General features: G+C 58.8%; 21 protein-coding genes. 14 read left to right on the top strand and 7 right to left on the bottom strand.

All coding sequences use genetic code 11. From position 1 onward, the window contains the following. The first annotated feature begins 239 nt into the window (after positions 1-239). Both LOY36_RS24690 and LOY36_RS24685 read left to right on the top strand, forming a co-directional pair. Positions 240-668 (top strand): hypothetical protein, encoded by a 429-nt coding sequence (locus LOY36_RS24690; protein ID WP_026346000.1) that lies wholly within the window; start codon positions 240-242, stop codon positions 666-668. Then, a complete protein-coding gene (locus LOY36_RS24685; RefSeq protein ID WP_258671214.1) occupies positions 665-1111 on the top strand; it encodes a DUF2442 domain-containing protein in 447 nt (148 codons plus the stop codon). The genes LOY36_RS24690 and LOY36_RS24685 overlap by 4 nt, the downstream gene beginning before the upstream one ends. A gap of 52 nt (positions 1112-1163) precedes the next feature. Here LOY36_RS24685 and trmA read toward each other — a convergent pair whose 3' ends face one another. After that, positions 1164-2243 (bottom strand): tRNA (uridine(54)-C5)-methyltransferase TrmA, encoded by a 1080-nt coding sequence (trmA, locus tag LOY36_RS24680; protein ID WP_019650932.1) that lies wholly within the window; start codon positions 2241-2243, stop codon positions 1164-1166. Next, the gene (locus LOY36_RS24675) at positions 2240-3535 is read right to left on the bottom strand and encodes an NCS2 family permease (RefSeq protein ID WP_019650933.1); all 1296 of its coding nucleotides are present in this window, start codon (positions 3533-3535) and stop codon (positions 2240-2242) included. Before LOY36_RS24675 ends, trmA begins: the two co-directional genes overlap by 4 nt. A 226-nt stretch (positions 3536-3761) precedes the next feature. Here LOY36_RS24675 and LOY36_RS24670 point away from each other — a divergent pair, with 226 nt between their 5' ends. Both LOY36_RS24670 and LOY36_RS24665 read left to right on the top strand, forming a co-directional pair. Continuing rightward, a complete protein-coding gene (locus LOY36_RS24670) occupies positions 3762-4217 on the top strand; it encodes a YolA family protein (RefSeq protein WP_258671213.1) in 456 nt (151 codons plus the stop codon). 67 nt (positions 4218-4284) lie between these two features. After that, positions 4285-4836 (top strand): DJ-1 family glyoxalase III, encoded by a 552-nt coding sequence (locus LOY36_RS24665; RefSeq protein WP_018925811.1) that lies wholly within the window; start codon positions 4285-4287, stop codon positions 4834-4836. 9 nt (positions 4837-4845) lie between these two features. Here the strand turns inward: LOY36_RS24665 and LOY36_RS24660 are convergent, their stop codons facing one another. Beyond that, entirely contained in the window at positions 4846-6084 is a 1239-nt protein-coding gene (locus tag LOY36_RS24660; RefSeq protein ID WP_258671212.1) for an MFS transporter, read from the bottom strand. 526 nt (positions 6085-6610) lie between these two features. Between LOY36_RS24660 and LOY36_RS24655 the strand changes: the two genes are divergently transcribed. The 3 genes from LOY36_RS24655 to LOY36_RS24645 are packed head-to-tail and all read left to right on the top strand — an operon-like array spanning position 6611 to position 9286. Next, positions 6611-8050 carry a cytochrome ubiquinol oxidase subunit I gene (locus LOY36_RS24655; protein WP_258671211.1) on the top strand — a complete coding sequence of 480 codons (1440 nt, stop codon included), beginning with the start codon at positions 6611-6613 and terminating at the stop codon, positions 8048-8050. A gap of 3 nt (positions 8051-8053) precedes the next feature. Further along, the gene (cydB, locus tag LOY36_RS24650; RefSeq protein WP_018925814.1) at positions 8054-9061 is read left to right on the top strand and encodes a cytochrome d ubiquinol oxidase subunit II; all 1008 of its coding nucleotides are present in this window, start codon (positions 8054-8056) and stop codon (positions 9059-9061) included. 57 nt (positions 9062-9118) lie between these two features. Beyond that, complete coding sequence (locus LOY36_RS24645) at positions 9119-9286, top strand: DUF2474 domain-containing protein (protein WP_081625770.1); 168 nt, start codon at positions 9119-9121, stop codon at positions 9284-9286. A gap of 71 nt (positions 9287-9357) precedes the next feature. Here LOY36_RS24645 and LOY36_RS24640 read toward each other — a convergent pair whose 3' ends face one another. Together LOY36_RS24640 and LOY36_RS24635 are read right to left on the bottom strand one after the other, a co-directional pair. Beyond that, positions 9358-10482, bottom strand: coding sequence for a class I SAM-dependent methyltransferase (locus tag LOY36_RS24640; RefSeq protein WP_258671210.1), 1125 nt, complete (start codon positions 10480-10482; stop codon positions 9358-9360). A gap of 172 nt (positions 10483-10654) precedes the next feature. Continuing rightward, the gene (locus LOY36_RS24635) at positions 10655-11365 is read right to left on the bottom strand and encodes an autoinducer binding domain-containing protein (protein WP_258671209.1); all 711 of its coding nucleotides are present in this window, start codon (positions 11363-11365) and stop codon (positions 10655-10657) included. Positions 11366-11659: 294 nt separating this feature from the next. On the opposite strand from LOY36_RS24635, the gene LOY36_RS24630 reads away from it, so the two are divergent. Next, a complete protein-coding gene (locus tag LOY36_RS24630) occupies positions 11660-12436 on the top strand; it encodes a ferredoxin--NADP reductase (RefSeq protein ID WP_019650941.1) in 777 nt (258 codons plus the stop codon). Between the two features lie 44 nt (positions 12437-12480). Here LOY36_RS24630 and mscL read toward each other — a convergent pair whose 3' ends face one another. Continuing rightward, positions 12481-12894, bottom strand: coding sequence for a large-conductance mechanosensitive channel protein MscL (gene mscL / locus LOY36_RS24625; protein WP_019650942.1), 414 nt, complete (start codon positions 12892-12894; stop codon positions 12481-12483). 285 nt (positions 12895-13179) lie between these two features. Here mscL and katB point away from each other — a divergent pair, with 285 nt between their 5' ends. The 3 genes from katB to radA are packed head-to-tail and all read left to right on the top strand — an operon-like array spanning position 13180 to position 16746. Beyond that, positions 13180-14721, top strand: a complete 1542-nt coding sequence (gene katB, locus LOY36_RS24620; protein ID WP_258671208.1) for a catalase KatB — start codon at positions 13180-13182, stop codon at positions 14719-14721. A 57-nt stretch (positions 14722-14778) separates the two neighbouring features. After that, a complete protein-coding gene (locus LOY36_RS24615) occupies positions 14779-15333 on the top strand; it encodes an ankyrin repeat domain-containing protein (RefSeq protein ID WP_258671207.1) in 555 nt (184 codons plus the stop codon). A 45-nt stretch (positions 15334-15378) separates the two neighbouring features. Continuing rightward, positions 15379-16746 carry a DNA repair protein RadA gene (gene radA / locus LOY36_RS24610; RefSeq protein WP_019581287.1) on the top strand — a complete coding sequence of 456 codons (1368 nt, stop codon included), beginning with the start codon at positions 15379-15381 and terminating at the stop codon, positions 16744-16746. A 31-nt stretch (positions 16747-16777) separates the two neighbouring features. Here the strand turns inward: radA and LOY36_RS24605 are convergent, their stop codons facing one another. Continuing rightward, positions 16778-17146, bottom strand: coding sequence for a PilZ domain-containing protein (locus LOY36_RS24605; protein ID WP_019650945.1), 369 nt, complete (start codon positions 17144-17146; stop codon positions 16778-16780). 160 nt (positions 17147-17306) lie between these two features. Between LOY36_RS24605 and LOY36_RS24600 the strand changes: the two genes are divergently transcribed. The 3 genes from LOY36_RS24600 (at position 17307) to yjiA (ending at position 20679) form a co-directional block, all read left to right on the top strand. Continuing rightward, on the top strand, positions 17307-19373 hold the full coding sequence (locus LOY36_RS24600) for a carbon starvation CstA family protein (RefSeq protein ID WP_258671206.1): 2067 nt from the start codon (positions 17307-17309) through the stop codon (positions 19371-19373). A gap of 15 nt (positions 19374-19388) precedes the next feature. Then, the gene (locus tag LOY36_RS24595; protein WP_007937254.1) at positions 19389-19586 is read left to right on the top strand and encodes a YbdD/YjiX family protein; all 198 of its coding nucleotides are present in this window, start codon (positions 19389-19391) and stop codon (positions 19584-19586) included. A 121-nt stretch (positions 19587-19707) separates the two neighbouring features. Next, on the top strand, positions 19708-20679 hold the full coding sequence (yjiA, locus tag LOY36_RS24590; RefSeq protein ID WP_258671205.1) for a GTPase: 972 nt from the start codon (positions 19708-19710) through the stop codon (positions 20677-20679). The last annotated feature ends 39 nt before the right edge of the window (positions 20680-20718 follow it).

Raw genomic sequence — 20718 nt, 5'->3', positions numbered from 1 at the left:
TCAAATGCAGACGTACAAATACAGGGTTCGTTTCAACCACCAGCGCCGTTGAGTTCATCACCGACCAGATATTGGCAGTGAAAGGATTGCTTACTCTTTTTTGCCCTGATTGGCAGGGGGCGGTCGACCTGAAACGCTAGGCTCAAACGTGGTCAGCTGATCGAACGGTTAGCGCCAGTTATCGGATTTTTCAAGGAATGGCGAATCTTCGGATTCTATAACCTAACGGATGGGTTAGCATGAATGTATGCCGCTACAAGGGGTTGTCACTGGTAGTCATGTTGCGTGATGAGCATTGCCCGCCACATGTTCACGTCGATGGAGGCACATGGAGCGCACGCTTTCGGTTCAGCTTCTGGCACAACGGCGTAGAGCTCTGGGATGTCATTCCTCATTCGCATCGACCTCCTCTGGCCATGCTGGAGGGGTTACGCCAGGCGCTCAGGCAACCTGCCCATTTGCGGCGAGCCCGTGGCATCTGGTGGAGCAAATTGCAGACGGCCTGCCTCGACAATCAGTTATGGGATTGGCAGGGCAATGAAGTGGTCGTGATGAAGAGGGTTGCCAGCACGACTTACATGATTGGTTCGGCTCGCTATGAGCCTGAAGGAAACAAGACCTTATTGACGCTGATGGGAGCACCGGAGGGCGTGGAGATCGAATTATGAAAACGATAAGCGCAAAAATGCAGGTAGATCACCCTGTGACCGAAGGCGTTTTGGACGAAGCGATCGAGAGTGGCGAGTTACGCCGTCGCAGTGGATTGAATGCAACGACGGTGATCTTCCTTGATCCATGCCTCGCCGTCGGTTTCGAAGATGGCAGCAGTGTGTTGTTGCCAGTGAAAAACTACCCGGAATTCGATGGTTTCGAGGCCGATGATTTCGCCGGCCTGAAAGTCGGTTTCGCCGGCGCCGCGCTTTTTCATGAAGACAAGGATCTGCAGGTGTCCATCGCCGGTTTGATTTCGGCGAGCAAGCCGCTGATGGATATGGCGGCCTCGGTGATCGCCTCGCGCAATGGTCGTCAGAGCAGCGCCGCCAAGGCCGAGGCAGCTCGGGCCAACGGCAAGAAGGGCGGTCGCCCACGCAAGGTCGATGCGGCTCTTTGATCGCCTACAAAAAAGCCGTCCCAAGGACGGCTGATTTGTATAACGACTGCATTCAACGACGGGTCAACAACACTCCGGATTCCATGTGATGGGTCCACGGGAACTGGTCGAACATCGCGCATTGAGTAATGCGGTGAGTGTCGTTTAGTTGGGCGATGTTGGCCGCGAGGGTTTCCGGGTTGCAGGAGATGTAGAGGATGTTGTCGAAGCGCCGGGTCAGTTCGCAAGTATCCGGGTCCATTCCGGCGCGGGGCGGATCGACGAACACGCTACCGAACTCGTAGCTCTTGAGGTCGATGCCGTGCAGGCGACGGAACGGGCGAACTTCGTTCAGGGCTTCGGTCAATTCTTCGGCAGACAAACGCACCAACGTGACGTTATCCACCGCGTTTTCGCTCAGGTTGCTGAGCGCTGCGTTGACCGAGGTCTTGCTGATTTCAGTGGCCAGCACTTTGCGCACGCGGGTAGCGAGCGGCAAAGTGAAGTTGCCGTTGCCGCAATACAGCTCCAGCAAATCGTCGGAACGATCGCCAAGGGCGTCATACGCCCAGTTGAGCATCTTCTGGTTCACCGTGCCGTTGGGCTGGGTGAACGCGCCTTCCGGCTGGCGATAGCTGAAGGTACGGCCGCCGACTTCAAGTTGCTCGACCACGTAATCGTGACCGATCACTTCGCGTTTGCCCTTCGAGCGACCGATGATACTGACGTTCATGTCGGCTGCCAGCTTCGACGCCGCCGTGTGCCAGTGCTCGTCCAGCGGGCGGTGGTAGCACAGGGTGATCATCGCATCGCCGGCCAGCGTGGTCAGAAACTCCACCTGAAACAGTTTGTGGCTCAGGGCTGCACTCGCTTGCCACGCCGCCTTGAGCTGCGGCATCAACTCATTGATGCGCAGGCTTGCGATCGGAAATTCTTCGATCAGGATCGGTGTGCGTTTGTCTTCCTGGGAAAACATTGCGTAGTGGCGCTCGCCGGCTTCACGCCACAGGCGGAATTCGGCACGCAGGCGGAAGTTTTTCAGCGGCGAATCAAACACCACTGGTTCGGGCGCATCGAACGGGGCCAGCAGGTCGCGCAGGCGCGTGACCTTTTCTTCGAGCTGAACGGCATAAGCCTGGGAATCAAAAGTCATGCGTTGAACCAACCCAACTTGATCACGAACAGAATCGACAGAATCACCAGCGCCGAATTCAGTTCACGGCCGCGACCGGACAACAACTTGGTGGCGGTCCAGGAGATGAAACCGAAGGCGATGCCGTTGGCGATGGAGTACGTGAATGGCATGGCCAGGGCGGTGACCACGACCGGTGCGGCGACGGTGATGTCGTCCCAGTCTATTTCCGCCAGGCCGGATGTCATCAATACGGCGACGAACAGTAATGCAGGCGCCGTGGCGAAGGCTGGAACGCTGGCCGCCAATGGCGAGAAGAACAGCGCCAGCAGGAACAGAATCGCCACCACGATGGCCGTCAGGCCGGTGCGGCCACCGGCACTCACGCCGGCTGCGGATTCGATGTAGCTGGTGGTGGTCGAGGTGCCCAGCAACGAACCGGCCATGGCCGCGGTGCTGTCGGCGATCAGGGCGCGGCCCATTTTCGGCATGTGGCCGTCCTTGCCCATCAGGCCGGCGCGCTTGGCGACGCCGATCAGGGTGCCGGAGTTGTCGAACAGATCGACGAACAGGAACGCGAAAATCACGCTGACCAGACCGATGTCCAGTGCGCCTTTGATGTCCAGTTGCAGGAAGGTCGGCGCCAGCGACGGTGGCATCGACATCACGCCGCCGAACGGGCTGAAGCCCAACAGGATGGAAACGATGGTCACCGACAGAATGCCGATCAGCACCGCACCGCGGACTTTCAGGGCTTCAAGCGCGACGATCAGGGCAAAACCCAGGGTCGCGAGGATCGGCGCCGGTTGCTTCAGGTCACCGAGGCCGACCATGGTCGCCGGGTTGCTGACGACGATGCCGGCGTTGTGCAGGGCGATCAGTGCCAGGAACAGGCCGATGCCGGCGGCAATCGCCGAACGTAGCGCCAACGGGATGCTGTTGATGATCCATTCACGGATGCGAAAGATCGACAGCAGGAAAAACATCACCGCCGAGAGGAACACCGCGCCGAGTGCCACTTGCCAGGTATGGCCCATGTGCAGGACCACGGTATAGGTGAAGAAGGCGTTCAGGCCCATGCCCGGTGCCAGGGCGATCGGGTAGTTGGCGATCAGGCCCATGGTTGTCGAGCCGATGGCAGCTGCCAGACAGGTGGCGACAAACACCGCGCCTTTGTCCATGCCGGTCTCGCCGAGGATGCTCGGGTTGACGAACAGAATGTAGGCCATGGCCAAAAAGGTCGTGACGCCCGCCAGAATCTCGGTCCGCACGTTGGTGTTGTGTGCCTTGAGTTGAAACAGCCTTTCCAGCATGTCTGCTCCCCGTGGCGCGCCCGGCGCCGTGAATGTATCGACCTCAACAGCAAAGCACAGACCGCCGTAGGCGCCTGGGAATTTTCTGTGGGTCGGAAAAAGCCGCGCATCATACCAGCAGCGTGGAGCCATGGCTGCTTATGGCTGCGATCGTCGTCGATGTTTTGCCAAAAAGGGAACTGCGCCATACTGCGCGCTGTTTTTTTAGGGCGGGGAAGGGCGGAATATGAAGTACATGAGCACGCGCGTGGTTGCCGCATTCGCAATGTTGATCGCGTTGTTCCTGGGTGCCCAAACCGCCTCGGCAGCGTCGGCTCCACCACTGAGTCAGGTCAAGGTGCTCAAGGTCGAGTCGCCCAACTGTGGCTTTGAAGATATTGCGGACAAGCAGGAGCAGACCCGTTGCGATCACCAGGGGCCGAACATCAAGGTGTACGTGCTGGAAGTCGGTTACGGTCGCGAAGCCCATGTTGCCCTGGACGGTTTCGAAGTGGATGGCACCCGGACCCCTGTCTGTGCTTTTGATACCGGCAACCTGACCGAGTGCTCAGCCGGGAAAAAAACTGTCGGCTATCTGTACATCTTCAACCTGGCAGGCAAGCAGGACGGCATCTTCACATTCAGCAACACCTCCATCAACGCGCCGGGCAACACGATGTCGACGCAGCTTTACATCAAGTAACGGCCAGGCTCGAACAAGGGGCAGGAAAGCTGACTACGCTTTAAAGATCATTCTCTGGACCGCGCCCATGACCTTTAGAGCCCTGATTACCCTCGCCGAGGGCATCGACGATCTGCAAACCGTGACCCTGATCGATGTTCTGCGCCGCGCCAAGGTTGAAGTGGTGGTGGCCAGTATCGAGTCGCGGCGCATGCTGACCTGCGCTCGCGGCACCCGCCTGACCGCCGATGCGATGCTGGTCGATTTGCTGGCCCAACCCTTCGACTTGATCGTTTTGCCCGGCGGCGCCGTGGGGGCGCAGCATTTGGCGGCCCACCAACCCCTGCAACAATTGATCAAGGACCAGGTCGCCGCCGGGCGCTTGTTCGCCGGCATTGCCGAAGCGCCGGCGCTGGCGCTGCAGACTTTTGGCGTGCTGCGTCAGCGGCGCATGACGTGCCTGCCTTCCGTCAGCCATCAATTGTCGGGCTGCAACTTCGTCGATCAACCGGTGGTGGTCGATGGCAACTGCATCACCGCCCAGGGTTCGGGCGCCGCACTGGAGTTTGCGCTGACGCTGGTGGAGCAACTCTGCGGCAAAGCCACGCGGTCGGCGGTGGCGGGGGAATTGCTGGTGTAGAAGACTGCTTCAGGCCCTGACCTCTTCCACTGGCACATGCATGCGGTCGCGGTTGGCCAGGGTCGGGAACAGTCTGACCCAGGCCCCGGTCACTATCAGTGTGCCGATGCCGCCCATCACCACGGCCGGTACGGTGCCGAACCAGTGGGCCGTCAAGCCAGACTCGAATTCGCCGAGCTGATTCGAAGCACCGATGAACAAGCCATTCACGGCACTGACCCGGCCGCGCATCTCGTCCGGGGTTTCCAGCTGCACGAACGAGGCGCGGATCACCATGCTGATCATGTCTGCCGCGCCTAAAACCACCAACACAGCGAGAGAGAACCAGAACGAAGTCGACAGGCCGAAAGCGATGGTCGCCACGCCGAATACACCCACGGCGGTAAACATCACCCGTCCGACGTTGCGTTCCACGGCAAATCGCGCCAGAAACAGCGACATCAGCAGTGCGCCCACCGCCGGGGCCGAACGCAGCAGGCCCAGACCCCAAGGGCCGGTCAGCAGAATATCTTTGGCGAACACCGGCAGCAGCGCAGTCGCGCCACCCAGCAAGACGGCAAACAGATCCAGGGAAATCGCCCCGAGAATATCCGGACGGCTGCGAATGAAGCGGATGCCTGCGAGCAGCGAATCCAGGGTTGCCTTGCCCTTGTTCAACGGTGTCTGCCGAGCCGGTAGGTTAAGCATCAGCGCACAGGCGATGAGGTAGAGGATCACCGTCGGGCCATACACCCAGACGCTGCCGAAGGCGTAAAGCAAACCGCCCAGCGCCGGGGCAACGATGGTGGCCGATTGCTGCGCAGATTGCGCGGCAGCAACCGCGCGCGGGAATAAGGCACTGGGCACGATGCTCGGCAGCAAGGCCTGGGTGGTTGGCATCTCGAAGGAGCGGGCGGCGCCGAGCAGGAATGCGAGGATGAAGATCATCTCCCGGGTGACATGGTCAGTCGCGCTGCCGATGGCCAGCGACAGGGCGATCAGCGCTTGCACGGACTGACAGATCGCCGCGACCTTGCGCCGGTCATAGCGATCCGCCACATGCCCGGTGTGCAGCATGAACAACACCCGCGGGGCAAATTCCACCAGACCCACCAGACCCAGATCGAGCACATTGCCGGTCAGTTGATACAGATTCCAGCCGATGGCCACGGTCAGCATTTGAAAACCGCTGGCGGTAAATACCCGAGCCAGCCAGAACGCAATAAAAGGGCGGTGATGACGTAACAGCAGGGGCGCTTGGCTGGGCATCTGAAGGCAAGTCTGGGTGAGGGGAAGGGCGAGATTATCACCAACCTGTAACCAGAGGTTGCGAGCGCGGAAAATTTAGTTAGCTAGACACCGATCCCACAGAACATACAAATACCCTGTGGCGAGGGAGCTTGCTCCCGCTGGGATGCGAAGCAGCCCCGAACCTGCTACCCCACACCACAGGCACATCGCGTTACCCGATTTTACGACTGCTGCGCAGCCGAGCGGGAGCAAGCTCCCTCGCCACAGGGAATGCATTGCAACGCATGACCAAACCCGTGAGGCAACCTGTCACGCGGCAATAGACCACACCGTCCATCGGCAAAAATGCGACTACTCTTTCAACGTTGCTTGATCCAGATCAAGACCCTTCGTGGAAATGATCCGGCGGCCAGATGGCCAGATTCCCTACGTTGTGATGATGGTAGAAAAAGAACGAGTTCAAATTCGCCACACTCCATAACCGTGGGGGCAGTGGGTGCAGGCCGCAAGCCTTCAGCCAGTATTACCTGACAGAGGAAGACTTATGTTCGGTTTGGAGGCACTTGATCTCGCCCGGATTCAGTTCGCGTTCACCATTTCGTTCCACATCCTGTTCCCGGCCATCACCATTGGCCTGGCGAGTTACCTGGCGGTACTCGAAGGCCTGTGGCTGAAGACGCACAACGACACTTACCGCGATCTGTACCATTTCTGGTCGAAGATCTTTGCCGTCAACTTCGGCATGGGTGTGGTGTCCGGCTTGGTCATGGCCTATCAGTTCGGCACCAACTGGAGCCGCTTCTCGGATTTCGCCGGCTCCGTGACCGGGCCGTTGCTGACCTACGAAGTGCTCACCGCGTTCTTCCTGGAAGCCGGTTTCCTCGGCGTCATGCTGTTCGGCTGGAACAGGGTCGGGCGCAAGCTGCACTTCTTCGCCACGGTCATGGTCGCCATCGGTACCTTGATTTCGACCTTCTGGATTCTCGCCTCCAACAGCTGGATGCAGACCCCGCAGGGCTACGAGATTGTCAATGGGCAAGTCATCCCGGTGGACTGGCTGGCGGTGATTTTCAACCCTTCGTTCCCCTACCGCCTGATGCACATGGCCACGGCGGCATTCGTCGCTACCGCTTTCTTCGTCGGTTCGTCGGCGGCCTGGCATTTGCTGCGCGGCAAGGACAACCCGGCCATCCGCACCATGCTCTCGATGGCCATGTGGATGGCGCTGATCGTGGCGCCGATCCAAGCCGTCATCGGTGACTTCCACGGCCTCAATACCCTCGAGCACCAGCCGGCGAAAATCGCTGCGATTGAAGGTCACTGGGAAAATGTCGGCGATGAACCAACCCCGTTGATCCTGTTCGGCTGGCCGGACATGAAAGCCGAAAAGACCAAATTCGCGGTCGAGATTCCGTACCTGGGCAGCCTGATCCTGACCCACACCCTGGACAAACAGGTACCGGCGCTCAAGGAGTTCCCGCCTGAAGACCGGCCGAATTCGACCATCGTGTTCTGGTCGTTCCGGATCATGGTCGGCCTGGGGTTCCTGATGATCTTCACCGGTTTGTGGAGTCTGTGGCTGCGCAAGCGCGACACGTTGTATACCTCGCGTCCGTTCCTGTACCTGGCGCTGTGGATGGGCCCATCCGGCCTGATCGCGATTCTCGCCGGCTGGTTCACCACTGAAATCGGCCGTCAGCCGTGGGTGGTCTACGGCTTGATGCGCACGGCGGATGCGTCCTCCGGGCATAGCTTCGTGCAGATGAGCATCACCTTGATCATGTTCGTTGTGGTGTATTTCGCGCTGTTTGGTGCCGGTCTTGGCTACATGATGCGCCTGGTGCGCAAAGGGCCGAAGATCGACGAAGGCAAGGAAACCAACGAAGGCGGTCCTGGCCAGAAGCGCACGCCGGCCCGTCCGCTGTCCGCCGCCGACGACAACGGTGACGGCGATCACAACCACAGCCTGACCAAGGAGATTTGAATCATGGGTATTGATCTTCCGCTGATCTGGGCCGTGATCATCATCTTCGGCATCATGATGTACGTGGTCATGGACGGCTTCGACCTGGGGATCGGGATTCTTTTTCCGTTCATCAAGGGCAAGACCGACCGTGACGTGATGATGAACACCGTCGCCCCGGTCTGGGACGGCAACGAAACCTGGTTGGTATTGGGCGGCGCGGCATTGTTCGGCGCCTTCCCGCTGGCCTATTCGGTGGTGCTCTCGGCGTTGTACCTGCCGCTGATTTTCATGCTGATCGGGCTGATTTTCCGTGGCGTGGCCTTTGAGTTTCGCTTCAAGGCCAAGGACGCCAAGCGCCACTTGTGGGACAAGGCATTCATCGGTGGTTCGATCGCCGCGACCTTCTTCCAGGGCGTGGCATTGGGTGCGTTCATCGATGGGCTGCCGGTGGTCAATCGTCAGTTTGCCGGTGGTTCACTCGACTGGCTGACGCCGTTCACGATGTTCTGTGGCGCGGCGCTGGTCGTGGCTTATGCGCTGCTCGGTTGCACCTGGCTGATCATGAAGACCGAAGGCAAGCTGCAGGAGCAGATGCATGACCTGGCGCGACCATTGGCCTTCGTGTTGCTGGCGGTGATTGGCATCGTCAGCGTCTGGACACCGTTGGCCCACGCCGAGATCGCCGCACGCTGGTTCACCCTGCCGAATCTGTTCTGGTTCCTGCCAGTGCCGATTCTGGTACTGGTGACTCTGTACGGTCTGATTCGCGCGGTGGCTCGCAATGCGCATTACACGCCATTCCTGCTGACCCTGGTGCTGATCTTCCTCGGCTACAGCGGTCTGGGTATCAGCCTGTGGCCGAACATCGTGCCGCCGTCGATTTCGATCTGGGACGCTGCCGCACCGCCGCAGAGCCAGGGCTTCATGCTGGTGGGCACGCTGTTCATCATCCCGTTCATCCTGGGTTACACCTTCTGGAGCTACTACGTGTTCCGCGGCAAGGTCACCCACGAAGACGGTTACCACTAGCCCATACGAATACGGCGCAAGGTTGATACCTGCGCCGTTGCAGAGGAGAACGCGATGATGGCTGGCAAACCTGATTTGCAGGAAATCGAAGCCGCAGAGAAAAAGCCGCTTTGGCAACGACTCGGCTGGCTGGCGTTGATCTGGGCAGGCAGCGTTGGGGCACTGTTCATCGTGGCCACGCTGATGCGCATGTTCATGAATGCCGCGGGCCTGAGTACCCACTGAAATTCCCATCCCGTTGCCTTGCGGCACGGATTTATAACCCTCCTGCGACGGAGGGTTTTTTTTGCCTGCTTTTATTTGCGAGCCTTGAGAATCACGAACTTGGGGGTAGCGGCCACTTGTTCGACGCCGCGGAACAACCGCGCAAGCTTGCTGTGATAGCCCAGATGACGGTTGCCGACGATGTACAGTGCGCCGCCCACCACCAGCGCTTCGCGCGCTTGCTGGAACATCCGCCAGGCCAGGAAATCGCCGACCACTTGCTGTTGGTGGAATGGCGGATTGCACAGCACCACGTCGAGGGATTGGGGTTCCTGCCCCGCCAACCCATCGCCGGCACGTACGATCACGTCACGATCACCCAGCGCCGCGCGCCAGTTTTCAGCGGCCGATTGCACGGCCATGAATGACTCGTCCACCAATGTGTAATGGGCCTCGGGGTTTTGCAGGGCGCTGGCGATCGCCAGCACGCCGTTGCCACACCCCAGATCGGCGACCCGCGCTGTGCCGAGGTTGTTCGGCAAATGCGGCAGAAAGGCTCGCGTGCCGATATCCAGCCCTTCGCGACAGAACACGTTGGCGTGATTGAGCAGTTCGATTGCAGGCGTGTCGAGTCGATAGCGCGTCGGGTATGGAGAGACAGCGGGGGCTTTGGCTTCGGGCGTGGCGATCAGCAGCCGAGCCTTCTTCACGGCCAGCGAGGCTTGCACCGGGCCGATGTAGCGCTCCAGCAGATCGCCCGCGGCACGTGGCAGGTGCTTGACCATCGCGGCGGCAATCACTTGAGCACCGGGAGCCAATTGACCCTGTAGCCGGATCAGTTGCTCTTCCAGCAGGGCCAGGGTTTTCGGTACCCGGATCAATACCCGGTCAAACGGTCCGACGAAGGCTTCGCTGGCAGGTACGCTCGGCACCGCATCAAACGCCTGGCCGTTGCGCATGAGGTTTTTTTCGAGCCCCTGAAAGGCCAGAAATGAATCGCCGCTGCTGGTCACCCGGACCTTGCCCGCCAGGCTAGCGGCCAATGCGCCGAAGCTGTCGTTGAGTACCAGTACGCGAGTATCTGCTGTCGGTTGTTGCCCGGCCAGATGATTGAGCAGGTATTCGTCTGCGGCATCAAACGCTTGCAGCGGTTCGTTCTGCTGTTCTGGCTGGCGGATCAGGTCGAGTTGAGCGAAGGGGGTTTCGAGCAGGGGCATGAGGCGGGGCTCTGATAATCAACGGGGGGCCGCCGCTTCGGGGCGTTGTAGCGGGCGGAACCATCCGAGCGGACAGCGTCGTGGAACTTTCCACGGCATCACTCAGAACGGATCGCAATGGTACGTTTTTTTCGTCCGGATTACTCGCAGGGATTACCTGATTCGAACAGTTTCAGATAACCCCCGATCTTGCTGCGCTGATCACCGCTGCAATCTTGTTGTTGACGCCAAATTTGCGGATAGCGCCCTTTATATGGAAATTTACTGTGCTTTCGCTCAGGCTGAGGATGATTGCGATCTCGCAGGCTGTCTTGCCTTCGGCTGAATATTTCAGCACTTCAACTTCTCTGCATGATAAATGCGCCGTAGCCGGCTTCAGCGAGGAGACACGCAGGTCTTTCGCGACAAGCCCGTGCAGGTGACGGCTAATAAACGTCGCGTAGCCCAGATTTTTGTACAGTTCATATGCGGTAATCGGGCTATGGGTTCTGGCCACGCTCAGCATGCTGCAAAGCCCGTTCTTATCATGAACGGATTGCGACCAGCCAAACTGCAAACCCTGATTTTTTTGGGCTTGCCACAACGTCTGTGTCTTTGAAAAGATCTCATCCTGCCAGAGAATCGGCCATTCGGAATGATTGCAATGGGCTAGTACTGGATCAATCTCACTGAAATGTTCTTTTTCATATTTCGCATTCCATCCGCTAGGGTAATTATTCAGATTTATCTTATGGTGGCGTGTCCCTGTTGTTGGGGATGTTATTGAAAATGCACAGAAATTAAAGCCCATATTTTTGACGAAATTAAGCGACATCTCATATGCAGTCTTTATTTCTTGAGCGCAAGAAAGCTGTGTTAACTGTGACTCCTTCCACACTTTCATTGGGTAACTCCATGCGGACTTTCTTCGGGGGTGCCGATTGGATCCAAGATCCGGCACGTCCCAGAGTGTAGGAGAATTCTTACAAGCATGCTGAACTATTTTGCTCTTTAAAAAAGCGTGCAGCGACATAACTGGTTCTTAGCTATTTTCTATGGAAAGACAAAATCCAACGTTCATGTATTTATTTTTATTGTTGTACTGTTTTGTTGCCTGGATGAAAGACATTACAATTCATCGGTGTTTACACAGAGCGCTTTGCGGGACACTGGGGTCATCTGTTGAATGGAGCGACCCATGACTGCCAGTGCAGAAAAATTCACTCGCCAGACGCTGCTTGACGTCCAGCCATTGACTCCCAATCTGTTTACCCTGCGCACTACCAGGGATCCGGGCTTTCGTTTTCGCGCGGGGCAATTCGCCCGTTTGGGCGTGACCAAAGCAGACGGCAGCACGGTGTGGCGAGCTTATTCCATGGTCTCTTCGCCTTATGACGAGTTCCTCGAATTCTTCTCCATTGTTGTGCCGGGAGGGGAATTCACCAGTGAACTGAGTCGGCTGGAAGCTGGCGATACGCTGCTGGTCGACCGTCAGGCCTTCGGTTATCTGACGCTGGATCGCTTCGTCGATGGCCGTGATCTCTGGCTGTTATCCACAGGCACGGGCGTGGCGCCGTTTCTGTCGATCCTGCAGGACTTCGAAGTTTGGGAGAAATTCGAACGAATCATCCTGGTCTACAGCGTGCGCGAAGCGCGGGAGCTGGCGTACCAGGCATTGATTGCGGAGCTGGCGCAGCGTGACTACCTGGCCGAGTACGCGCACAAACTGCAATTCATTCCCACCGTCACCCGCGAACAGCATCCGGGTGCCTTGAACGGGCGGATCACCAGCCTCATTGAGAATGGCGAACTGGAACAGACGGCTGGTGTAGCACTGACAGCCGAGCATTCACGGGTGATGCTCTGCGGTAACCCACAGATGATCGATGAGACGCGCAAGCTATTGAAACAACGGGACATGCACTTGAGCCTCAGTCGCCGACCTGGCCAAGTGGCGGTGGAAACCTACTGGTAAACAAACGGCGCCTCGAAGGCGCCGTTTCTTTGGGCAATCAGCGATCAGGGCCGATTGTTCTGAGCCTTGAGCAGATCGCGGATCTCGCTCAGCAATTCTTCTTCCTTGGTCGGAACCGGCGGCAGGGTTGGCGCAACGGCCTCTTCGCGTTTCAGACGGTTGATGGCCTTGACGCCCATGAAGATCGCGAAGGCAACGATGATGAAGTCGATCATGCTCTGGATGAACTTGCCGTACGCCAGCACCACTGCCGGGACACTACCGTTAGCGGCCTTGAGCGTAATGGCCAGATCACTGAAGTCCACCCCACCGATCAGCAAGCCAATTGGCGGCATCACCACATCGCCGACAAACGAAGAAACGATTTTTCCGAAGGCAGCGCCGATGATGATACCGACGGCCATGTCGACCACATTACCTTTGACCGCGAAGGCCTTGAACTCACTTATCACGCCCATAGGTTATTTCCTTGTTACAGATGAGGTTGGTGAACGCAGTGTAAATCAGCAAAGCGCCCCTTGCTTGAAACACCTTCTTACAATGCCCGTGTCTATCGACACATCTTCCTGCAATTAGTTTACAAAATGCCACTCTTCGCGCGCGTCTACCCGCTCTAGACCGGGATTTCCAGAACCTTTTTGCTATCGGCCCGGTACGGGATTTCTATTTATGTTTTGGCCTTTGGGTCACTAGCCTCTGTGGTGCGCACCAGGATGCGCTTAATAAAACCAGAGGAAACTTCCATGACAACTCCCCTTGGCCTCGGGGCTTTTCCCCTCCGTCGTACCTTCGGCGTTCTGACCGTCAGCCTGCTGTCCTTCTCCATCAACGCTGCGACGTTGACCCGTGATAATGGTGCCGCAGTCGGCGACAACCAGAACTCGCAAACCGCCGGCGCGACCGGGCCGGTGCTGTTGCAAGATGTACAGTTGATTCAGAAGCTGCAGCGTTTCGACCGTGAACGCATTCCTGAGCGTGTGGTGCATGCCCGTGGCACCGGCGCCCATGGCACGTTCACCGTGACTGACGACCTCAGTGACTTGACCAAGGCCAAGGTATTCGCCGGCGGCCAGAGCACGCCGGTATTTGTGCGCTTCTCCGCAGTGGTCCATGGCAACCACTCACCGGAAACCCTGCGTGACCCACGGGGGTTCGCCACCAAGTTCTACACCGCAGACGGTAACTGGGACCTGGTCGGCAACAATTTCCCGACCTTCTTCATCCGGGACGCCATCAAGTTTCCGGACATGGTCCATGCCTTCAAGCCGGACCCGCGCACCAATCTTGACGATGACTCCCGTCGTTTCGATTTCTTCTCTCATGTTCCGGAAGCCACTCGCACCTTGACCGAGTTGTACTCCAACTCCGGCACCCCGGCCAGCTATCGGGAGATGGACGGCAACGGTGTACATGCCTACAAGTTGGTTAACGCCCAGGGCGAAGTTCACTATGTAAAGTTTCACTGGAAAAGTTTGCAGGGGATAAAAAATCTCGACCCCAAAGAAGTTACCAATGTTCAAGGTCAAGACTACAGTCATATGACTAACGACTTGGTCGCTCATATTAACAAGGGTGATTTTCCGAAGTGGGACTTGTACGTCCAGGTTCTAAAACCTCAAGACTTGTCCAAGTTTGATTTCGATCCATTGGACGCCACCAAGATCTGGCCTGGTGTTCCTGAGCGAAAAGTTGGACAGATGGTATTGAACCGTAATCCGGCGAATGTATTCCAGGAAACCGAACAAGTGGCGATGGCCCCGGCCAACTTGGTTCCGGGTATCGAGCCTTCGGAAGATCGCTTATTGCAGGGGCGAGTGTTCTCGTATGCCGATACCCAACTGTATCGCCTGGGGGCCAATGCGCTGCAGTTGCCGATCAACGCACCGAAAATCGCCGTGAACAACGGTAATCAGGATGGTGCGATGAACATCGGCGCCAGCAGCACGGGGGTGAATTACCAGCCGAGCCGTCTGCTGCCCCGTGAGGAGCCGCAAACTGCGCGTTACAGCCAGTCGACCCTGTCGGGCAGCACGCAGCAGGCGAAGATTCAACGTGAGCAGAACTTCAAGCAGGCCGGCGATCTGTATCGCTCGTTCACACAGAAGGAGCGTCAGGACCTGATCGACAGCTTCGGCGGCTCCCTGGCCACCACCGATGACGAGAGCAAGCACATCATCTTGTCCTTCCTCTATAAGGCCGACCCGGAATACGGGACGGGAGTAACCAAAGTGGCCAAGGGTGATCTGGCCCGGGTCAAGACGCTGGCGGCCAAGCTGGTCGATTGATCTATCTGTCCGAAGCGGGGCCTCACGCGAGGTCCCGTCTGATCAAGGAGCGCTGCCATGCGTCTTTATTTGTCTGTGTTTCTGGCGTGCTGGTCACTCAGTGTGCTCGCCGGGGCTGAGCCGCAAATCTCGAAGGACCCCGAGGCGCTGAAAGCGCAATTACAGGATTACTATTTCGATGCCGCTCGACGGGGTGATGTGCCGATGCTCGAGACCTTCATCGAAGCCGGCTATTCCCTCGACACCCGCGACAGCAAGGGTTACACCGCGTTGATACTGGCCGCCTATCATGGTCAGGGTGCCGCCGTGGAGCGTTTGTTGGCGGCCGGGGCGGACGCCTGCGCTCAGGATCAACGCGGCAATACCGCGCTGATGGGCGCGATTTTCAAAGGCGAAGTGCAGATCGCTCGAACCCTGCTGGCCGCCAATTGCAGCCCCGACCAACGCAACGGCGCCGGGCAGACTGCCGCGATGTATGCCGGATTGTTCAAGCGCGTCGAGTTGCTCGACGCACTCAAGGCCAAAGGGGCGGACCTGAACGCCGAGGATCCGTTGGGCAACAGTGCCGCGCGTCTGGCCAGCGGTGAAATCCGCACGGCGGCGCCGCGCTGATCCGCGTCAGCTGAGCTATCATCGCGGTTTTTGCCGGGAGTTCAGATGGCCAAGGCCAAGCGCATGTACGGCTGCACCGAGTGCGGTTCAACCTTCCCCAAGTGGGCCGGCCAGTGCGGCGAATGCGGGGCCTGGAACACGCTGACCGAAACCATGGTGGAGAGTGGCGGCGCCGCGGCCCCCAGCGGTCGCACCGGTTGGACCGGCCAGCAGGCACAGATCAAGACCCTGGCCGAAGTCAGCGTCGAAGAAATTCCGCGGTTCTCCACGGCGTCCAGCGAGCTAGATCGCGTTTTGGGCGGCGGCCTGGTGGATGGCTCGGTGGTGTTGATCGGTGGTGACCCCGGTATCGGCAAGTCGACGATTCTGTTGCAAACCTTGTGCAACCTCGCCAAGAGCATGCCGGCGCTGTATGTCACCGGCGAAGAGTCCCAGCAACAAGTGGCCATGCGTGCCCGGCGGCTGGGCTTGCCTCAGGATCAACTGCGGGTAATGACTGAAACCTGCATTGAAACCATCATTGCCACCGCCCGGCAGGAAAAGCCCAAGGTGATGGTGATCGACTCGATTCAGACGATCTTTACCGAGCAACTGCAATCGGCACCGGGCGGTGTCTCCCAGGTGCGCGAAAGTGCGGCATTGCTGGTGCGCTATGCCAAGCAAAGCGGCACGGCGATTTTCCTCGTGGGCCATGTCACCAAAGAAGGCGCTCTGGCCGGCCCCCGAGTGCTGGAGCACATGGTCGACACCGTTCTGTATTTCGAAGGCGAATCCGATGGTCGCCTGCGTTTGCTGCGGGCGGTGAAAAACCGGTTCGGTGCGGTGAATGAACTGGGCGTGTTCGGCATGACCGACAAAGGACTGAAAGAAGTCTCCAACCCTTCGGCGATTTTCCTGACACGCGCTCAGGAAGAAGTCCCGGGCAGTGTGGTCATGGCGACGTGGGAAGGCACCCGGCCGATGCTGGTGGAAGTCCAGGCGCTGGTAGATGACAGCCACCTGGCCAACCCGCGCCGGGTGACGCTCGGTCTGGATCAGAATCGCCTGGCCATGTTGTTGGCGGTTTTGCACCGCCACGGCGGCATCCCGACCCACGATCAGGACGTGTTCCTCAACGTGGTCGGTGGTGTGAAGGTCCTGGAAACCGCTTCCGACCTGGCGCTGATGGCGGCGGTCATGTCCAGTTTGCGCAACCGGCCGCTGCCGCACGATCTGCTGGTGTTTGGCGAAGTCGGGTTGTCGGGTGAAGTACGCCCGGTACCGAGTGGCCAGGAGCGCTTGAAAGAAGCGGCCAAGCACGGCTTCAAACGCGCCATCGTGCCCAAGGGCAACGCGCCGAAAGAGCCGCCGCCGGGGTTGCAGATTATCGCCGTGACGCGGCTGGAACAGGCCCTCGACGCACTGTTCGAATAAGCATGTGATCGCAATCCTTGTAGGAAGCGAATCAGGGGGCGATCAGCGCTCCCAACTCCCGCTCCAACTCTTCGGGATCGCCGAGGTTCAGCTCGACCAGCCGCCTCAGGTGTTCGATCGATTCCAGCCCGATATTCAGGCAGACAAAACCCAACTGGCCCTTGCCATCGTGGGTCAGCTGCACGTCCATTCGGATCTCGGCCTCGTTGTTCAAATGGATATCGGCTGCGAAGGGCTGGCTGGCGTCGCCTGACCAGGGCTCGGGACGCTGGATCAGCATGCCCTTGAGCGACAGGTCGAGTAATTGCACCGGCCAACGCTGTCCGTCCTGGCTCAGTTCGGCCTTTGCACTGAAGGCGATGCGCTTGAAACGGCGGCGATCGGAATGCTGTTCGCTCATGGCCTGACCCTCTCTGCATGGTGCACTGACTATAGACCGGGCTTTGCATCAGCCGCCACGCAATCCCTTATCTAGACCAACGTTGGGGGTGGCCTTTGAGGCCAGTAGCGCTAAACTCGGGATGGCTGTCTTTCTTGTCCACTCTGGCTGGAATCATAAAATGAAAAATAATAATAGCCCGCTACGCCACTTACCCTGGCTGCTGCTGGCAGTCGTAGGAGCGTGCGCCCTGGGCGTAGTGGCATTGCGCCGAGGCGAGGCGATCAACGCCTTGTGGATCGTTGTCGCAGCAGTCGCTATCTATCTTGTCGCATACCGCTACTACAGCCTGTTCATCGCTAACAATGTGATGCAACTCGATTCACGTCGGGCTACACCTGCCGTAATCAACAATGATGGTCTGGACTACGTGCCGACCAACAAACACATCCTTTTCGGTCACCACTTCGCGGCCATCGCCGGCGCGGGGCCGCTGGTCGGTCCGGTGTTGGCGGCGCAGATGGGCTACCTGCCCGGTACGCTGTGGCTGATTGCCGGCGTGGTGCTGGCCGGTGCGGTTCAGGACTTCATGGTCCTGTTCATGTCCACCCGCCGCAACGGTCGCTCCCTGGGCGACATGGTTCGTGAAGAAATGGGCCGCATCCCCGGGACCATCGCGCTGTTTGGCTGCTTCCTGATCATGATCATCATCCTCGCGGTGCTGGCGCTGATCGTGGTCAAGGCCCTGGCCGAAAGCCCGTGGGGCATCTTTACCGTGATGGCGACCATCCCGATCGCGATGTTCATGGGCGTCTACATGCGCTACATCCGTCCTGGCCGTATCGGTGAAATCTCGGTGATCGGCGTGGCGTTGCTGCTGGGTTCGATCTGGCTGGGCGGGCAGATCGCCGCTGACCCGGTGTGGGCCAAGGCGTTCAGCTTTACCGGGGTCCAGATCACCTGGATGCTGATCGGCTACGGTTTCGTGGCAGCCGTGTTGCCGGTGTGGCTGATTCTGGCGCCGCGTGATTACCTGTCCACGTTCCTCAAGATCGGCACCATCGTTGCGCTGGCGATCGGCATTCTGATCACCATGCCCGTGCTGAAAATGCCGGCATTGACCCAGTTCATCGACGGCACCGGACCGGTGTGGAAGGGCGGGCTGTTCCCGTTCCTGTTCATCACCATCGCTTGTGGTGCGGTATCCGGTTTCCACGCGCTGATTTCCTCCGGCACCACGCCGAAGCTGCTGGATAATGAAGTCAACGCTCGCTACATCGGTTACGGCGGCATGTTGATGGAGTCCTTCGTGGCGATCATGGCGATGGTGGCCGCTTCGGTGATCGAACCGGGCGTGTACTTCGCCATGAACAGCCCGGCCGCGGTTGTCGGCGGTGATGTGGTGGCGGTAGCGACAGCGGTCAGCAATTGGGGCTTTGCCATCACGCCGGAAGCGTTGCAGGCGGTGGCCAAGGACATCGGTGAAACCACCGTCCTGGCCCGTGCCGGCGGTGCGCCGACCCTGGCGGTCGGTATCGCGCAGATCCTGCACAGCGTGCTGCCGGGCGAAAACACCATGGCGTTCTGGTACCACTTCGCGATCCTGTTCGAAGCACTGTTCATCCTGACCGCGGTCGACGCCGGTACCCGTGCCGGGCGTTTCATGCTGCAGGACTTGCTCGGCTCATTCGTACCGGCGCTGAGACGCACCGAGTCCTGGACCGCCAACCTGATAGCCACCGCCGGTTGCGTGGCGATGTGGGGCTACCTGCTGTACCAAGGCGTGATCGATCCACTGGGTGGCATCAACACCTTGTGGCCGCTGTTCGGTATCTCCAACCAGATGCTGGCCGGTATCGCGCTGATGCTGGCAACCGTTGTGCTGATCAAAATGAAACGCCAACGCTATATCTGGGTCACCATGCTGCCAGCCGTTTGGTTGCTGATCTGCACCACCACTGCAGGCTTCATCAAGCTGTTCGACGCCAACCCGGCGATCGGCTTCCTGTCGCTGGCCAAGAAGTACAGTGATGCCCTGGCCAGCGGTCAGATCCTCGCTCCGGCCAAGAGCATCGAGCAGATGCAGCACGTGATCTACAACGCCTACACCAACGCAACGCTGACCGCGCTGTTCCTGTTCGTGGTGTTCAGCATCCTGTTCTATGCGCTCAAGGTCGGTATTGCCGCCTGGGGCACCAAAGAACGCACGGATAAAGAATCGCCATTCCAGGCTCTGCCGGATGCGTAACCTGAGGATTGCACCATGTTCAATGACCTGAGCCGCCTCGGTAAATACCTCGGTCAGGCCGCGCGCCTGATGGTCGGCATGCCCGACTACGACAACTACGTCGAGCATATGCAAACCAAACACCCGGACAAACCGGTGATGAGTTACGAGGCGTTCTTTCGGGAGCGCCAAGAGGCTCGTTACGGCGGCAAGGGTGGACCGAAGTGCTGTTGATGTACGCGGTTTAGGTAACACACCACTGTAGGAGCAGGGCTTGTCGGCGAAGGCGATCTTCAAGATGCTTTCGCCGGCAAACCTGGCTCCTACAGTTTTTTTGCGTCCGGGAGATCTTATTTTGTTAGCGCCAATCCCTGTCACGATCCTCAGCGGCTTCCTCGGCGCTGGTAAAACCACTTTGTTGCGCCACCTGCTCAAAGCCGAGCACGGCCTGAAAATCGCCGTGATCGAAAACGAGTTCAGTGACGCCGGCATCGACACCCAACTGTTGGGCGACGAGCCTGTGCAAGTGATGACGCTGTCCAACGGCTGCGTCTGCTGCACCATCCACACCGATTTGACCAAAGCGCTGTACCTGCTACTGGAGCGCCTGGACAGTGGCGAAATCGCCTTTGACCGCCTGGTGATCGAATGCACCGGTCTGGCCGACCCGGCCCCGGTGGCGCAAACCTTTTTTATCGATGAAGAGCTGCGCGAACGCTACATCCTCGACGGCATCATCACCCTGGTGGACGCGGCTCATGCCGACCTGCACCTGACCCAGACCATCGCCCAGGCGCAGATCGGTTTTGCCGACCGCTTGCTGGTGAGCAAGCGCGATCTGGTGGATGAGCCGACCTTCACTGCCCTCAGCGAGCGCCTGACCCGCATCAACCGCCGCGCACCGATTCGTGTGGTCGACCACGGCAAGATTGATCTGGCCGAATTGCTCGATGTGCGTGGCTTCAACCTCAATGCCGACCTCGGTGGTGGCGTGAGTTTGCGCCCGGTGAGCAAGGCGCCCTCCATCGATCGCATTTCCAGCCTGGTGCTGCGTACCGACAAACCGCTGGATATCGACAAGCTCAGCGAGTTCATGAACGAACTGCTGGAAGACCATGGCAAGCAATTGCTGCGCTACAAAGGCGTTTTGAACATTCTTGGTGAGCCGCGGCGCATGGTGTTCCAGGGCGTGCTGAAACTGTACGGTTTCGATTGGGATACCGAGTGGGCGGACGATGACACACGCGAAAGCGTGATCGTGTTCATTGCAGATGAGTTGCCGGAAGAGAAGATTCGCGAGGGGTTTGCGCGGGTTGCGGCGGATTGAAACTGTGTTCGTCGATGATGACGTCTTCGCGGGCAAGCC

Source organism: Pseudomonas sp. B21-019, assembly GCF_024749225.1.
GTDB lineage: Bacteria > Pseudomonadota > Gammaproteobacteria > Pseudomonadales > Pseudomonadaceae > Aquipseudomonas.
Note: the sequence above shows the minus strand (reverse complement) of the source record. Positions and strands in the feature narration are given on the sequence as shown.

Excerpts from the sequence above, each read along its gene's own strand:
- trmA (WP_019650932.1), bottom strand. The coding sequence starts at position 2,243 with ATGACTTTTGATTCCCAGGCTTATGCCGTTCAGCTCGAAGAAAAGGTC.
- LOY36_RS24670 (WP_258671213.1), top strand. The coding sequence starts at position 3,762 with ATGAAGTACATGAGCACGCGCGTGGTTGCCGCATTCGCAATGTTGATC.
- LOY36_RS24665 (WP_018925811.1), top strand. The coding sequence starts at position 4,285 with ATGACCTTTAGAGCCCTGATTACCCTCGCCGAGGGCATCGACGATCTG.
- LOY36_RS24635 (WP_258671209.1), bottom strand. The coding sequence starts at position 11,365 with ATGAAAGTGTGGAAGGAGTCACAGTTAACACAGCTTTCTTGCGCTCAA.
- LOY36_RS24690 (WP_026346000.1), top strand. The coding sequence starts at position 240 with ATGAATGTATGCCGCTACAAGGGGTTGTCACTGGTAGTCATGTTGCGT.
- mscL (WP_019650942.1), bottom strand. The coding sequence starts at position 12,894 with ATGGGCGTGATAAGTGAGTTCAAGGCCTTCGCGGTCAAAGGTAATGTG.
- LOY36_RS24630 (WP_019650941.1), top strand. The coding sequence starts at position 11,660 with ATGACTGCCAGTGCAGAAAAATTCACTCGCCAGACGCTGCTTGACGTC.
- LOY36_RS24655 (WP_258671211.1), top strand. The coding sequence starts at position 6,611 with ATGTTCGGTTTGGAGGCACTTGATCTCGCCCGGATTCAGTTCGCGTTC.
- cydB (WP_018925814.1), top strand. The coding sequence starts at position 8,054 with ATGGGTATTGATCTTCCGCTGATCTGGGCCGTGATCATCATCTTCGGC.
- LOY36_RS24660 (WP_258671212.1), bottom strand. The coding sequence starts at position 6,084 with ATGCCCAGCCAAGCGCCCCTGCTGTTACGTCATCACCGCCCTTTTATT.
- LOY36_RS24675 (WP_019650933.1), bottom strand. The coding sequence starts at position 3,535 with ATGCTGGAAAGGCTGTTTCAACTCAAGGCACACAACACCAACGTGCGG.
- katB (WP_258671208.1), top strand. The coding sequence starts at position 13,180 with ATGACAACTCCCCTTGGCCTCGGGGCTTTTCCCCTCCGTCGTACCTTC.
- radA (WP_019581287.1), top strand. The coding sequence starts at position 15,379 with ATGGCCAAGGCCAAGCGCATGTACGGCTGCACCGAGTGCGGTTCAACC.
- LOY36_RS24685 (WP_258671214.1), top strand. The coding sequence starts at position 665 with ATGAAAACGATAAGCGCAAAAATGCAGGTAGATCACCCTGTGACCGAA.
- LOY36_RS24615 (WP_258671207.1), top strand. The coding sequence starts at position 14,779 with ATGCGTCTTTATTTGTCTGTGTTTCTGGCGTGCTGGTCACTCAGTGTG.
- LOY36_RS24640 (WP_258671210.1), bottom strand. The coding sequence starts at position 10,482 with ATGCCCCTGCTCGAAACCCCCTTCGCTCAACTCGACCTGATCCGCCAG.
- LOY36_RS24595 (WP_007937254.1), top strand. The coding sequence starts at position 19,389 with ATGTTCAATGACCTGAGCCGCCTCGGTAAATACCTCGGTCAGGCCGCG.
- LOY36_RS24605 (WP_019650945.1), bottom strand. The coding sequence starts at position 17,146 with ATGAGCGAACAGCATTCCGATCGCCGCCGTTTCAAGCGCATCGCCTTC.
- LOY36_RS24645 (WP_081625770.1), top strand. The coding sequence starts at position 9,119 with ATGGCTGGCAAACCTGATTTGCAGGAAATCGAAGCCGCAGAGAAAAAG.
- LOY36_RS24600 (WP_258671206.1), top strand. The coding sequence starts at position 17,307 with ATGAAAAATAATAATAGCCCGCTACGCCACTTACCCTGGCTGCTGCTG.